The following is a 14127-nucleotide window of genomic DNA, read 5'->3' as shown; positions in this document are numbered from 1 at the left end:
AATACATTATTAGAAAATGTGATTCTAGATAGTAGGTCACATTTTCTGATTTTACCTCCCTTAATTTAATTTATGAAATTTTCTAAAAAGTATTCCTTACAAGAAATAGCGAGTATTATCAACTGTGAATTTATAGGTGATGCTGATTTCGTTGTTTCTGGTATGAATGAAATTCATGTTGTAGAAAAAGGAGACATTGTTTTTGTTGATCATCCGAAATATTACGATAAAGCTTTGCAATCTGCGGCGACTATTATTTTAATTAATAAACAAGTAGAGTGTCCGGAAGGAAAAGCATTATTGATTTCTGATGATCCTTTCAGAGATTTTAATACACTGACCAAGCATTTCAAGCCATTTCAACAATCTTTTTTGGCTATAGCCACAAGCGCTATTGTTGGGGAAGGTACTATCATACAGCCTAATGTGTTTTTAGGGAATAACGTTATGATTGGTAAAAATTGCTTGATCCATGCGAACGTAGTTATATATGATCACACGGTTATTGGTGATAATGTTATAATTCACTCAGGATCTATTTTAGGAGCAGATGCTTTCTATTATAAGAAAAGAGCAGATGGCTTTGACCAGTTGATTTCTGGCGGTAGAGTTGTTATTGAAAACAACGTAGGAATTGGAGCCCTTTGTACTATTGATAAAGGAGTAACAGGTGATACAACTATTGGAGAAGGTACAAAATTAGATAATCAAGTTCATGTAGGACACGACACTGTAATTGGAAAAAAATGTTTAATTGCTTCTCAGACAGGTATAGCGGGTTGTGTGATTATCAAAGATGAAGTTACTATATGGGGACAAGTAGGGACTACTAGTGGTATAACTATCGGTGACAAAGCGGTTATTTTAGGTCAAACTGGTGTAACAAAATCAGTTGAAGGCGGAAAAACGTATTTCGGAACTCCTATCGAAGAATCCAGAGAGAAATTAAAACAATTAGCCAATATTAAGAAAATTCCAGAGATTTTAAGTAAATTAAAATAATTATGACTGCAAAAGAATTTGTTCAAAAATTTTATAAATCAGATGCACTAATTGATAGTGCTATCATGAAGGAGTTTCTTCATAGTGAAGTTACATTGGATTGGAATAGTAGTACTGGTTTTATTCAACACGATTATAAATCTTTACTGAATTTATCTAATGAATTAGGTAAAGCCTATGTTCGTTCTAAAATCAGAATTAGCCATATTATCGCCGAAGAGCATATGATAAGTGTACGTTATTCTCATTTTGTAAAAACAGTAGAAAATCCTAGAGAAGAGATGCTGTTAGCTCACTTTATGACTATTTGGGAAATAAAAGATGATAAATTATATCGAGGATATCAAATGAGTCAATTATCTTGATTTATTTTGGTAGTAAAAAGGCTCAAAATAATTTTCAAAACCTTACTTTTGCAAGACAAATATAAAAATCACATAAAATATATATCATGAGTGTTTTAGTTAATAAAGATTCCAAAATAATTGTTCAAGGATTTACAGGAAGCGAAGGAACTTTCCATGCTTCTCAAATGATTGAGTACGGAACTAATGTAGTTGGTGGTGTAACTCCAGGAAAAGGTGGGACGACTCATCTAGACCTTCCCGTTTTTAATACTGTTAAAGATGCAGTAGAAAAAGCAGGTGCCGATACAACAATCATTTTTGTACCACCAGCTTTTGCTGCTGATGCTATTATGGAAGCTGCTGATGCAGGAATTAAAGTTATCATAGCTATTACGGAAGGAATTCCTGTTGCTGATATGATTAAAGCTAATGCTTATGTTAAAGAAAGAAATGCTAGATTAATTGGACCTAACTGTCCTGGAATTATTACTCCAGGTGAAGCTAAAGTTGGTATCATGCCAGGTTTTGTTTTCAAAAAAGGAACAGTAGGTATTGTATCTAAATCTGGAACATTAACTTACGAAGCTGCTGACCAAGTTGTAAAACAAGGTTTAGGAATTACTACTGCTATTGGTATTGGTGGAGATCCAATTATTGGAACGACTACAAAAGAAGCAGTTGAATTATTGATGAACGACCCAGAAACGGAATGCATCGTAATGATCGGTGAAATTGGTGGTCAACTAGAAGCAGATGCAGCACACTGGATCAAAGCTGATGGTAACCGCAAGCCAGTTGTAGGATTCATTGCAGGAGTTACAGCTCCAGCGGGACGTACAATGGGACATGCAGGTGCTATTGTTGGTGGATCTGACGATACGGCTGAAGCTAAAAAACAAATCATGAGAGAATGTGGAATTCACGTTGTAGATTCTCCAGCTGAAATTGGTAAAAAAGTAAAAGAAGTTTTAGGATAGTCATTATCTTAATTAAAAATAGAATTAGCCTCACATTTTTGTGGGGCTTTTTTATTATAAATTGAATTAAAGGAATACCTTTGCACTTTATTAAAAGTGACTATTCTCTGTCCCTTAATTTAGTAAATAGAACATATGGTTGTAGTAATCCTCACTTATTGTGGGGTATTTTTTTGTGAAAGCCAAATAAAATAAATAATATAATATGTACAAGGAATTAAAAAAATTTAAAGTTAGCGATTCATTTTCATTTGCTTCGGAAGACAGTTTAGAACAAGTTTGTAATGCTTCAGAAGGAAGTGGTGTCTTTTTAGTATATGCAGTAGGTGAGGAAAAAGAGTTAATCATGGTAGGTTCTACTGGAACGGTTCAAAATGATGGTAGCTTGAAAATAAAAAATGGTGGTTTAAAAGAAAAAATTGTCGAAGGACATCAGTTTGCAAAAACAGGAAGAAAATATTCTTGGCCAGCACAAATGGCTAAAGAAGGTATTAGTGTTCTTGAAGTGGTTTGGTACGAAACATTTAATGACAAATCAAAAGCAATCCCAACAGCAGTAGAAGGACAAGTTTTGCAAAACTTCTTGGATGAAAACGGAAGGTTACCAAGATGGAATGTAGCTTTTTAATAAAGTACTACTCTACATAAATTATGATAAGCTTTACTTCGGTGAAGCTTTTTTTTATGGGAATTTTTCAAAATTCACGATTTCATTCTTGTTTTCTTTCTTTATGCATTACATTTGCAGCCGTTATCACGAATCTCATTATGAGATAGCAACCTGCAACAACGAGCAAGGTGCTAAAACGATAAGCCAAATCCTTTGGAAAAAATGTTGTTTTCACACAAACACTATCGGATTTTACTTGTCGTTCTAATTGTTTCATTTAGTATACATTTTTATGACAAACCATTTTAGAACAAAAGGAAATGCTTGGGCACTAATTCCTTTATTTATTTTTATTTTTACTTTTTTAGGAGCTGGAATTTGGCTGAATGATTTTTATGCTTTTCCTTCACCAGTAGCTGTAATTTTAGGTATTATAGCGGCGTTTTTATTGTATAAAACGTCTACAGATACTAAAGTGGAAACACTTATTGCAGGCTGTGGCGAAAGTAAAATCATGACCATGTGTTTGATTTATTTACTTGCAGGTGCATTTGCAGTGGTTAGTAAAGCTATGGGTGGAGTAGATGCAGTAGTAAGCTTAGGAATAAATAATATTGATGTTGCTTATTTTCCGTTAGGGATATTTTTAATAGCTGCATTTTTATCAACGGCTACAGGAACATCAGTGGGAGCTATAGTAGCAATTGGTCCTATAGCTGTAAGTTTAGCCACATCAAGCGGAGCGTCATTACCATTGATTGCTGGAGCTTTGTTAGGTGGATCTATGTTAGGAGATAATTTATCTATGATCTCGGACACTACCATTGCAGCAACGCAATCGTTAGGAACAGATTTAAAAGATAAATTTAAAATTAATCTATTCATCGCTTTTCCAGCGGCAATCATTACTATTCTACTGTTTTTCTATCTTGGACTAAATTCAGATATTACAGCTGTACCTATTGCAAAAACCGACTTTGAATGGATCGCTATTGTCCCTTATATATTAGTAATTGTTCTCGCTTTAGTGGGTGTTAATGTTTTCTCTACCTTGGTTATTGGTACCATTGTAGCAGGAATCATAGGTTTGTATGGAAATCAATTTACTGTGATGGAATTTACCCAGAAGATCTATGAGGGATTTACAAGCATGACCGAAATATTCTTATTATCAATGTTGTCTGGTGGTTTAGCTGCTATGGTTGATAAAGCAGGTGGAATCGACTATATTTTACATCAAATAAAAAGGCGTATTAAAAGCAAGAAATCAGCACAAATGGGTATTGGAACTTTAGTTGGATTGACAAATCTTGCTATTGCTAATAATACAGTTTCAATTGTAATTACGGGTACTATTGCTAAAGAAATTAACGATGAATATGATTTGAACCCGAAGAAAACAGCTGCGATACTCGATATTTTTTCGTGTGTGGTACAAGGTATTTTGCCATATGGAGCACAAGTATTGTTGATTTTGAGCTTTGCAAATGGTAAATTAGACTTTTTCGATTTAATAGGTAACGCCTTTTATCATTTATTTTTACTTGTTTTTACTATTTTAGCTATATATGCTGGTTTTTGGGATAAATTAGTACATCGTTATTTCAAGATCTAAAATGCTACATTTTCTTGCGTTATTCAAACTGAAATTTTTTTTAAAAAAAGAAATAGTATATATTTGGGCTATCGTTTTTAGCCCTGATAGAAGTGGAAATCCTTTTATATTTGCCGCGGCAGATATAAAAGATTGTAGCGGATAGCAGGATTAGCTTCAAATAAAAAATAAATTAATTTTTGATTATGAAATTACTAGAAGGAAAAGTTGCCATTATAACGGGCGCAAGTCGTGGAATCGGGAAAGGAATAGCAGAGGTTTTTGCTAAACACGGAGCAAATGTTGCGTTTACATACAGTTCATCTGTTGAATCTGCGCTTGCTTTAGAAAACAAGTTGAACGCTTTAGGAATTAAAGCAAAAGGATACCAATCGAATGCAGCAGATTTTAACGAAGCGCAAGCTATGGTAGACGCGGTAATTGCTGAGTTTGGTACAGTTGATATCTTGATTAACAATGCCGGAATTACGAAAGACAACCTATTAATGCGTATGTCAGAAGAAGATTTTGATAAGGTTATTGATGTCAATCTAAAGTCGGTTTTTAATATGACCAAAGCGATTCAAAGAACGTTCTTGAAGCAACGTTCTGGATCTATCATAAACATGAGTAGTGTTGTGGGAGTGAAGGGAAATGCAGGGCAAACGAACTATGCTGCCTCTAAAGCAGGAGTAATTGGTTTTACTAAGTCGGTGGCGCTGGAATTAGGTTCTCGTAACATTCGTTGTAATGCGATCGCACCAGGATTTATTGAAACAGAAATGACAGCTAAGTTAAATGACGATGTAGTACAAGGTTGGAGAGATGGAATTCCATTGAAACGCGGTGGTACTACAGAAGATGTGGCGAATGCTTGTTTGTTTTTTGCATCAGACATGAGTGCTTACGTAACTGGTCAAGTTATGAATGTTGATGGAGGAATGCTTACTTAAAAATAAAATTTGGTGAAAGTTATTGGTGTATTCACTAGTGACTAGCATTGAACGCTGAATAAAATTTAATTATGACAACAACTACCGTGCTATTATTATTTGTTTCAATATTAATAGCTGGTGGTTTATCATTTTTTCAATACATATATAAAGCCAAGAATAAGTCTAAAGTCAACTTGTTTTTGGCTTTTTTACGTTTTCTATCCCTCTTTGGAGTGTTGTTGCTGATGATCAACCCGATAATTTCAAGTACGAAATTAGAAATTATTAAACCGCCGTTAGTTATTGCTATTGACAACTCAAGTTCAATACTTAATTTGAAAGCAGATAGTACAGCCAATTTAATTTTAAAAACGATACTGGCAAATCCAGCTATTCAAGAAAAATACGCAGTCCAAACCTACCAATTTGATGTTGATTCTCGACCACTAGATAAAGTAGATTATAAAGGTAGCCAGACTAATCTTGATGCTGTCGCTAAAGATATAAAGGTTATCAATAAAAATATTTCGTTTCCTACTATACTTATTTCTGATGGTAACCAGACAAATGGTAATGATTATGTTTACAGTTTTGATGCTAATAATGCAGTCTTCCCCATTATTCTGGGAGATACAATCAAAGTGGTGGATTTAAAAATTAATCAGCTGAATGTAAATAAGTATGCTTTTTACAAGAATAAGTTTCCTGTAGAAGTGTTTTTAGAGTATGCAGGGGATAAAAATCTAGCAGCAAATATTCAAATTAGTCAAGGGAGTACCATCTTAGCAAAGGAGAATGTTTCTTTTTCTAAAACGAAAAATATAGCAGTTGTCAGCGTTCTTTTGCCTGCTGACAAAATTGGATCACAAGTGTATAAAGCGACAATTAGTTCGCTGGAAAAAGAAAAAAATACCTATAATAATACGAAAAACTTTGCAGTCGAAGTGATCGATCAAAAGACAAATGTGGCTCTTGTAAGTGCTATTAACCATCCTGATATTGGTGCTTTAAAACGTGCCATTGAATCTAATGCACAGCGTAAAGTAAGTATTGTTAATCCAAAGGATATCAAAACCTTGCAAGATTATGGAGTTTTAATTTTATATCAACCAACTACCAGTTTTAAACCGGTAATTGATTTGAATAAAGTAGCGGGCTTAAGCAGCTTTATTATAACGGGAACCCAAACAGATTTTGATTTTTTGAATCAAATTCAAAGCAGTTTTACTTTTAAAATGACTAATCAAAAAGAAGATTATTTGCCAAGTTTTGAAGGTCAGTTTAATTTATTTGCGATAGAAAATATTGGATTTGAAAGCTTTCCACCGCTACAAAATGCGTATGGTAAAATTCAGATCAATAGCGATCTTGCTGTTCTACTTTCGGCTAAAATTAGAAATCTAGAAACAGGTTCGCCATTGTTAAGTTTTAATGAAAATCAGGGGAAACGTAACGCTTTTTTGTTTGGTGAGAATATGTGGAAATGGCGTTTACAAAGTCATATCGACCAACAGTCCTATGAGAAATTTGATATTTTTATGGATAAAATTATTCAATATTTGTCTTCAAACGGGGCCAAGAAATCATTGGTAGTTAACCATGAAAGTTTCTATAATTCGGGCGATGCAATAGAAATCACTGCACAATACTTTAATAAAAACTATGAGTTTGATGAGAAAGCGCGTTTAACAATCGCCGTTATTAATTCTAAAACTAAGAAAGTTACTAATTACGATTTACTAAAAGGAAGTAATAGTTATAAGGTAAATTTAGATGGACTAGGAGCAGGGAATTATAACTTTAAGGTAACGGAGTTAACATCAAATGCAACTTATACAAGTTCATTTGAAATTTTAGATTTTGATATAGAAAAACAATTTGTCAATCCAGATATAGACAAATTAAGCCAATTGGCAAGCATCACCAAAGGCAAGTTGTATTTTCCAAATCAAATTGATCAGGTTGTGCAATCTCTTATTCAAGACAAAAATTATCAATCCGTTCAAAAAAGTACGACTTCTCGATCTCCAATTATTGATTGGTATTGGTTGTTAGTTTTAATTTCGATTTTCCTTACTACGGAATGGTTTGTTCGTAAATACAATGGTTTATTGTAATTCATTGTCCATCCATTGTGTTTCAAATCGTTCATACATGTGATTCAATTTTAAAGTGCATGTATTACTAACTGTTAAATAATAGTAAACTTGAATTTAATTTGTTTGAGATATGCTTAAAAAAAATACTTTTGTATCTCAAAATAAATAAACTAATGAAAAGTCAAAAAATTAAATCTTTAGGAATCTTAGCTGCAGTTGCAGTAGTTGGATTTTGTACCCTATCATGGGGTATTATTGGCCATGAACGTATTAATAAGGCGGCAGTAATGGCTTTACCAAAACCGTTACAAGTGTTTTTTTACAACCATATAGATTTCATTACTCAAGAATCCTCCGTTCCAGATTTGAGAAAATATGTGATTTCTGATAAAAATGAAGGACCAAAGCATTATTTTGATATGGAAAACTATGGCGATGTTTCTACTTTTCCTCAAAATATGGCTGATGCCCTAAAGAAATACGATGATAAGTTTTTGTCAAAAAGTGGAACTTTACCATGGTATATTCAAGAAATGATGGGTAAATTGACAACAGCATTCAAAGAAAAACGTAAAAACGAAATATTATTTATCGCCGCTGATTTAGGTCATTATATTGCTGATGCTCATATGCCATTGCATACATCTGACAATCACGATGGTCAACTTACGGATCAAAAAGGAATTCACTCTTTATGGGAAAGCAGAATTCCTGAATTATTTGTGAAAAACTATAAGTTTAATGTTGCACCTGCTACTTATTATGAGGATGTAGACAAAGCAATATGGGACATGATTCATGATACTCATAGTTTAGTACCTGCCTTATTAGCAGCGGATAAAAATTTAAGAACTAGTTTGCAACCCAATCAAATTTTTGTGACTGATGCAGATGGCAATGTGATAAAAAACAAGTACAATAGCGCTAGATATAGCGACGAATATGCTAATAAACTGCATATTGCATTAGACGGTATGGTAGAAAACCAAATGAAAAAAGCAGTAACAGCAACGGCTAGTTTTTGGTACACTGCTTGGGTAAATGCAGGAAAACCTGATCTAAGCAGTCTAGATGCTAAAACCCTTACTGCTCGTAATGGGAAACTTTTGAAAAAAGATGCAAAATTGTTTCAAAAAGGAGATCTTTTTGGTGTGATAGATGACAAAGACGCAGAATAAATTCTTCTCTGTTTCATATTAAAAAAAGCCTGTGAACATTTTCACAGGCTTTTTTCGTCTAGTTCTTTTCGTATTTTTTTTGTTTCAGCATATCCGAAGCAGTTTGGTAGTAAGCAATCGTTTCCTTGATTAAATCAGGTCTAGGTTTTTTTAATGGTTTTTCATCGTAAAACTCTTGGAACTCATTTTCAACTCCTGCTATAGGTTTTAACGTTAATTCAAATTGCTTCACTTGCTGCTTAGGAGAAAGTATTGTCAAAACATTATCTTTTATAAGTCCAAGGTCTTGGTAGGTAGCTATTAGCGCTCTAGGCTTATAACTTTCTTGTAGAACATCTTGACCAAAAAATTTAGATTGATAGTTGAAATTAAGTAAACCAAAAACAGTGGGCATTATATCAATTTGAGAAACTAAATTAGTGTAATGTTGTGGTGCTATATAACCCGGACTGTAAATCATAGCTGGTATACGGTACTTATCAATAGGTAATTCGGTTTTTCCAGCGCTAGAGGCACAATGATCGGCAACAATTACAAAAACAGTATTTTTAAACCAAGGTTGCTTTTTGGCCATTGTAAAAAACTTGTTTAGAGCATAATCAGTATATTTTACTCCACCGTCTCGCGATTTCGCATCGCCAGGAATATCTATTTTGTCATTTGGATACGTAAATGGTCGGTGATTGCTTACAGTCATCCAATGATTAAAGAAAGGTTTACCAGTGGTTGCTTGTTCGTTCATTGTTTTGATCGCTTTATTGGCCATATCTTCATCACAAACGCCCCATACATTAGAGAAAGTGATTTCATTAGGTTGTAATGTTTTTTTATCGATGATCTTGTATCCGTTACCGCTAAAAAAATCTTCCATATTGTCAAAAAATGAATCTCCTCCATATAAATAATTGACAGAGTATCCTTTCTGTGCAAATATATTTCCTGTCGAAAACTTATTTTTATTATCCTTTCTTTTTACAACACTTTCTCCAGCGGTAGGAGGTAAGCATAAAGTAACTGCTTCGAGCCCTCGCACCGTTCTATTTCCGGATGCGTAACAATTAGTAAACATCAAGCTTTCAGTTGCTAACTGATCTAAAAAAGGGGTGATATTTTGCTTGTTGCCATATGCTTGCATAAAATCAGCGCTGTAACTTTCAATAGTTATAAGAACTACATTTTTGTGAGTTTCAGCTGCCAGACTTTCTACAAGTCTTGAACTTGAGTTATTATGTAAACCTGGAATCTGCGCTCCTAGTATAGCGTAGGCTTCGTTTGTTGGCAGTGTTTTATAAAATTTAAAGTAATCCAACTCGCTATTCATAAAGGCTAAGTAGAAACGATACATTCCATTTGATTGCAACTCATTGGTGAACTTATTTTGAGAATTTTCTGAACGAGCCAGAAAAGGAATTGCCACAAAAGAGATAACAAAAAGAGCAAAATAAATTAGAGTGAGTTTGATTTTTTGAGAAAATGTAGGAAGGATAGAAATATAGTTTTTCGACACCTTCAAAATCAGAAAAGTGATACAACCCGCAATGAAAAATAAGGCACTGAATAGTGGAATTACTGGATAAGACTCCATTATATTACCAATTACTTCATTAGTATAAACTAAATAATTAACAGCAATAAAATTATATTTGACTCCAAACTCGTTCCAAAAAAAGTATTCACTAATCGCATTTTGCAATATCAGAACTACAAACAAAAAGAGTACAAAGGTAAATAGCCACAGCCTGATAGTAGCTCTGTACTTAGGTACAAACAAAAGTAAGGCAAATAAAATTGTTTTTAGACCAACAAAAGCTAAGCCTATTTCAGGTAATGCCCCGCCGTATTCTGATAGTATTGATTTGCCTGAAGCGATATAGATTAATAGTCCAATCATTAACCCTAAAATGATGTATCCATAAGGTTTATCATATTTTTTATTAGAAATAAAAATAAGATAGAGCCATAAAAAACCAGAGGCGATAATAAACACAAAAAAATCAGAAGCTAATCCTATTAAAAATATCTTGAAAGTATCAAATATTGTGAATGAAGCTTGTGTAATAGGATGAAAAAGGAGTACAATTCGTAGTGTCAAACTCACAACGAGATAAAACAGTGTAAGACTGTAGAATGGAGCTAATTTTTTGAACATTTCTTTTTTTTGTAAAATTACTTTAAAGGACTGCTTTAGAGTCTTGTGAAACCTTAAGATTTGCTTAATACTAAGCTTATCCTATTATAAAGGTATACTTTACTTTTATCTTTGTTTTTAAAACTAATAGGAAAGTACTATGTTAACTTTCTTTAAAGATATCCCATTATACAACTGAAAATGAAAAAAACAATAATTTTCCTATTGATGCTATCAGCATCTGTAACTTATTCTCAAGATTGGAATACCAATTTTCAGTTGGCTAAAAATGAAGCTATAAACAATAATAAAACCATCCTATTGTTGTTTTCTGGATCAGATTGGTGCGCTCCTTGTATTAAATTAGAAAAAAACATCTGGCAGTCTGCAGAATTCAAAAAATATGCTGAGGACAACTGTGTTATAGCAAGAGCTGATTTTCCAAAAAAGAAACAAAACCAATTACCAGAAGAATTGCAATCTCAAAACAAAAAATTAGCAGAAAAATACAATCCTGAAGGTGTATTTCCTCTTGTTGTACTCATTGATAAAACCGGAAAAGTTTTAGGGAAGGCTAGTTATCAAAACGTGTCACCTTCAGATTACATTACTATGTTAAACGGATTTGTAAAATAATACTATGAAAAAAATAATGCTTCTATTTTTTTTGCTCGCTAGTATTGCATCAAAGGCTCAAGTGATACATAAAAGGACCTTATCGATGTTAGGGAGTCCTTTTGAGATGATCGTAGAAGCTAAAGATATACCCGAAGGTGATCGATATATTGATCAGGCTGTCGCCGAAGTTTCCCGTATAGAAAATCTAATTTCAGATTGGATACCAACAACGGCGATATCCGAGGTGAATAAAAATGCTGGAATCAAGCCTGTAAAAGTTCCAAAAGAAGTTTTTGATCTTGTGGAAAGAGCGTTACGCATATCTGAACTTACATCGGGAGCCTTTGATATTAGTTATGCCTCTATGGACAAAATTTGGAAGTTTGACGGAAGCATGAAACAAATGCCATTACCTGAGGAAATAAAAAAATCGGTGGCGCGTGTAGGTTACAAAAAAGTAATACTAGATCAGGATAATAGTACCATATTCTTAAAAGAGGAAGGCATGAAATTGGGTCTTGGTGGTATTGGTCAAGGGTACATAGCCGATAAAATAAAAAGTTTATTAGTGCAGGAGGGAGTAAAAGCTGGAATTGTAAATATATCAGGTGATATCAACACATGGGGAAAACAGCTCAATGGGGAACAGTGGAAAATAGGAATTAAAAATCCATTGAATAAGGATAAAGTTTTTGCAACATTTCCTCTTGAAGATACAGCCGTAGAAACCTCTGGTAGTTATGAGAAATACGTGACTTTTGATGGTGTTCGTTATTCACATATCATTGATACTCGCACGGGGTATCCCGTTAGGGGCGTAATTAGCGTTACCGTTTTTGCCAAGTCCTGCGAATTTGCAGATGCTTTAGCCACAGGTCTTTTTGTACTTGGTGTCGATGTTGGAATTGATTTGGTAGATCAGTTGCCAGGAATAGGTTGCATTTATGTCGACGATAAAGGAAAAATTTTCACCTCAAAAAATATTGATTTAAAAAAATATAGCCATGAATAAAATAGTATCTATACTAGTAATAAGTTTTTTTATGCAGTCTTGTGTTGCAGTAAAAGAGTACGATAAATTATATATCAACGATCCTGATATGAAATTAGCGGCAAAATCATCAGAAAAGTATGAAACTACTTTTCAGGTGTATCGTGAAGCTGCAGCTGGCGCCAACGGCGGAAAAACGGGTGGTGGATGTGGTTGTAATTAGTAAATCGTGATGAAAAAAAATATAATTATATTGTTAGTACTAGTAAATATTAGTGCTGCTGCTCAAGTCAAAGACAGTGTTAAGGCATTTAAGAAAAGAATTTTAGAAAATACTGAAGTAGATTTTTTACTAAGTTATTACAATCAAGACGGTAAACATTCAGCCGTTAGCGGTGGTATTGGCTCCGAAAAATTATCGGATATCGCCTCAAATATCGTTGTAGCGGTACCGCTAAATGATGATGATGTCCTGACATTTGATGCTGGAATTTCTGCCTACACTTCGGCCTCTTCAAGTAATATTAACCCTTTTGATCCGTCTGCAGTTTCTGGTAGTACCACATCTAGGATTTACGGAACACCTTGGCAAGCTTCATCTGGAGCTTCAGGAAGTGATCAGTTGACTTCATTAACTGTAAATTACGCTCACAACTCTGATGATCGCAATCGCATTTGGAATGCTGATGTTTCATTTTCTAACGAATACGATTATACTTCGATAGGATTTGGAGGAGGATACACACGTCTTTTTAATGAAAAAAATACGGAAATCAGCTTCAAAGCTAATGCCTATTTAGACCAATGGAGACCTATTTACCCAAAGGAGCTTCTAGAGTTTGGAGAGAACGGCAATAATTTTCAAAACAGCAGTTATTTTTCGGGAGTTACTGTTTTTGATCAAAATGGTGCTGCTTCAAATGCTTATAATCCCACAGCATTTAGTTCTTACAATAAAGTGAATAGAAACTCCTATTCTGCATCACTATCATTCTCGCAAATTCTGACTAAAAAAATTCAGTTATCTGTCTTTTTTGATGTGCTTAAACAAGAAGGATTGTTAGCAACACCGTACCAAAGAGTTTATTTTGCAGATAAGTCAAATTATTATATTGGTCAATCCCAATTTATTCCAGTTTATACCTCTGCTCAAAATACAGGTGTATATCAACTCGCTGATGATACAGAACGATTGCCAAGTTCCCGTTTCAAAATTCCTATAGGCGTTAGACTTAATTATTATATCAATCAATATGTCGTTGCCAGAACCTATTATCGCTATTACGAGGACAATTGGGGAATTCAAGCCCATACGGCTTCTATAGAACTACCTATAAAAATAAGCTCCAGTTTTACGCTGTATCCTATGTATCGTTATTACACTCAAACGGCTTCACGATATTTTGCCCCTTACGAAACCCATGTATCGACCGAACAGTTTTACACTTCTGATTATGATTTATCAAAATTTAGTACGAATCAGTACGGAGGGGGATTTACGTATACCGATATTTTTACTCGCACTAAAATTTACATTTTAGGATTAAAATCCATAGATTTACGTTTAAACCACTACAATCGTTCGGATGGATTGTCAGCAAACATAGTGACTGTTGGTTTTAAATTTGAAGTAGAATAAATTATTTTA

13 protein-coding genes and 1 riboswitch are annotated in these 14127 nt (G+C 33.8%); of the genes, 12 read left to right on the top strand and 1 reads right to left on the bottom strand.

What is annotated here, in order from left to right; all coding sequences use genetic code 11:
- Positions 1–72: 72 nt before the first annotated feature.
- The 8 genes from H8R22_RS11000 (at position 73) to H8R22_RS10965 (ending at position 8742) form a co-directional block, all read left to right on the top strand.
- The gene (locus tag H8R22_RS11000; protein ID WP_187010431.1) at positions 73–1002 is read left to right on the top strand and encodes a UDP-3-O-(3-hydroxymyristoyl)glucosamine N-acyltransferase; all 930 of its coding nucleotides are present in this window, start codon (positions 73–75) and stop codon (positions 1000–1002) included.
- 2 nt (positions 1003–1004) lie between these two features.
- Positions 1005–1367 carry a nuclear transport factor 2 family protein gene (locus H8R22_RS10995; RefSeq protein ID WP_187010430.1) on the top strand — a complete coding sequence of 121 codons (363 nt, stop codon included), beginning with the start codon at positions 1005–1007 and terminating at the stop codon, positions 1365–1367.
- Positions 1368–1453: 86 nt separating this feature from the next.
- Positions 1454–2326, top strand: a complete 873-nt coding sequence (sucD, locus tag H8R22_RS10990; RefSeq protein WP_187010429.1) for a succinate--CoA ligase subunit alpha — start codon at positions 1454–1456, stop codon at positions 2324–2326.
- Positions 2327–2531: 205 nt separating this feature from the next.
- Positions 2532–2954 (top strand): ADP-ribosylation factor GTPase-activating family protein, encoded by a 423-nt coding sequence (locus H8R22_RS10985; protein ID WP_187010428.1) that lies wholly within the window; start codon positions 2532–2534, stop codon positions 2952–2954.
- 118 nt (positions 2955–3072) lie between these two features.
- Positions 3073–3169, top strand: a riboswitch (SAM-I-IV-variant riboswitch).
- Between the two features lie 59 nt (positions 3170–3228).
- Positions 3229–4551, top strand: coding sequence for a Na+/H+ antiporter NhaC family protein (locus tag H8R22_RS10980; protein WP_187010427.1), 1323 nt, complete (start codon positions 3229–3231; stop codon positions 4549–4551).
- A gap of 185 nt (positions 4552–4736) precedes the next feature.
- The gene (fabG, locus tag H8R22_RS10975; RefSeq protein ID WP_187010426.1) at positions 4737–5483 is read left to right on the top strand and encodes a 3-oxoacyl-[acyl-carrier-protein] reductase; all 747 of its coding nucleotides are present in this window, start codon (positions 4737–4739) and stop codon (positions 5481–5483) included.
- 71 nt (positions 5484–5554) lie between these two features.
- Entirely contained in the window at positions 5555–7582 is a 2028-nt protein-coding gene (locus tag H8R22_RS10970; RefSeq protein ID WP_187010425.1) for a hypothetical protein, read from the top strand.
- 155 nt (positions 7583–7737) lie between these two features.
- On the top strand, positions 7738–8742 hold the full coding sequence (locus H8R22_RS10965) for a zinc dependent phospholipase C family protein (protein WP_187010424.1): 1005 nt from the start codon (positions 7738–7740) through the stop codon (positions 8740–8742).
- Between the two features lie 58 nt (positions 8743–8800).
- On the opposite strand, the gene H8R22_RS10960 is transcribed toward H8R22_RS10965, so the two are convergent.
- A complete protein-coding gene (locus H8R22_RS10960; protein WP_187010423.1) occupies positions 8801–10891 on the bottom strand; it encodes an LTA synthase family protein in 2091 nt (696 codons plus the stop codon).
- Positions 10892–11071: 180 nt separating this feature from the next.
- Here H8R22_RS10960 and H8R22_RS10955 point away from each other — a divergent pair, with 180 nt between their 5' ends.
- The 4 genes from H8R22_RS10955 to H8R22_RS10940 are packed head-to-tail and all read left to right on the top strand — an operon-like array spanning position 11072 to position 14118.
- Positions 11072–11506, top strand: coding sequence for a thioredoxin family protein (locus H8R22_RS10955; RefSeq protein WP_187010422.1), 435 nt, complete (start codon positions 11072–11074; stop codon positions 11504–11506).
- A 4-nt stretch (positions 11507–11510) separates the two neighbouring features.
- The gene (locus H8R22_RS10950; RefSeq protein WP_187010421.1) at positions 11511–12500 is read left to right on the top strand and encodes an FAD:protein FMN transferase; all 990 of its coding nucleotides are present in this window, start codon (positions 11511–11513) and stop codon (positions 12498–12500) included.
- A complete protein-coding gene (locus tag H8R22_RS10945) occupies positions 12493–12702 on the top strand; it encodes a DUF4266 domain-containing protein (protein ID WP_187010420.1) in 210 nt (69 codons plus the stop codon). The genes H8R22_RS10950 and H8R22_RS10945 overlap by 8 nt, the downstream gene beginning before the upstream one ends.
- Positions 12703–12711: 9 nt before the next feature.
- On the top strand, positions 12712–14118 hold the full coding sequence (locus tag H8R22_RS10940; RefSeq protein WP_187010419.1) for a DUF3570 domain-containing protein: 1407 nt from the start codon (positions 12712–12714) through the stop codon (positions 14116–14118).
- Positions 14119–14127 lie beyond the last annotated feature (9 nt).

It is taken from the genome of Flavobacterium kayseriense (genome assembly GCF_014305095.1).
GTDB lineage: Bacteria > Bacteroidota > Bacteroidia > Flavobacteriales > Flavobacteriaceae > Flavobacterium > Flavobacterium kayseriense.
This window is presented reverse-complemented; position numbering and strand designations above follow the sequence as displayed.

What these genes read in the sequence shown, in the direction of transcription:
- H8R22_RS10980 (WP_187010427.1), top strand. Translation starts at nt 3,229, where the DNA reads ATGACAAACCATTTTAGAACAAAAGGAAATGCTTGGGCACTAATTCCT.
- sucD (WP_187010429.1), top strand. Translation starts at nt 1,454, where the DNA reads ATGAGTGTTTTAGTTAATAAAGATTCCAAAATAATTGTTCAAGGATTT.
- H8R22_RS10965 (WP_187010424.1), top strand. Translation starts at nt 7,738, where the DNA reads ATGAAAAGTCAAAAAATTAAATCTTTAGGAATCTTAGCTGCAGTTGCA.
- H8R22_RS10970 (WP_187010425.1), top strand. Translation starts at nt 5,555, where the DNA reads ATGACAACAACTACCGTGCTATTATTATTTGTTTCAATATTAATAGCT.
- H8R22_RS10940 (WP_187010419.1), top strand. Translation starts at nt 12,712, where the DNA reads ATGAAAAAAAATATAATTATATTGTTAGTACTAGTAAATATTAGTGCT.
- H8R22_RS11000 (WP_187010431.1), top strand. Translation starts at nt 73, where the DNA reads ATGAAATTTTCTAAAAAGTATTCCTTACAAGAAATAGCGAGTATTATC.
- fabG (WP_187010426.1), top strand. Translation starts at nt 4,737, where the DNA reads ATGAAATTACTAGAAGGAAAAGTTGCCATTATAACGGGCGCAAGTCGT.
- H8R22_RS10960 (WP_187010423.1), bottom strand. Translation starts at nt 10,891, where the DNA reads ATGTTCAAAAAATTAGCTCCATTCTACAGTCTTACACTGTTTTATCTC.
- H8R22_RS10950 (WP_187010421.1), top strand. Translation starts at nt 11,511, where the DNA reads ATGAAAAAAATAATGCTTCTATTTTTTTTGCTCGCTAGTATTGCATCA.
- H8R22_RS10995 (WP_187010430.1), top strand. Translation starts at nt 1,005, where the DNA reads ATGACTGCAAAAGAATTTGTTCAAAAATTTTATAAATCAGATGCACTA.
- H8R22_RS10985 (WP_187010428.1), top strand. Translation starts at nt 2,532, where the DNA reads ATGTACAAGGAATTAAAAAAATTTAAAGTTAGCGATTCATTTTCATTT.
- H8R22_RS10955 (WP_187010422.1), top strand. Translation starts at nt 11,072, where the DNA reads ATGAAAAAAACAATAATTTTCCTATTGATGCTATCAGCATCTGTAACT.
- H8R22_RS10945 (WP_187010420.1), top strand. Translation starts at nt 12,493, where the DNA reads ATGAATAAAATAGTATCTATACTAGTAATAAGTTTTTTTATGCAGTCT.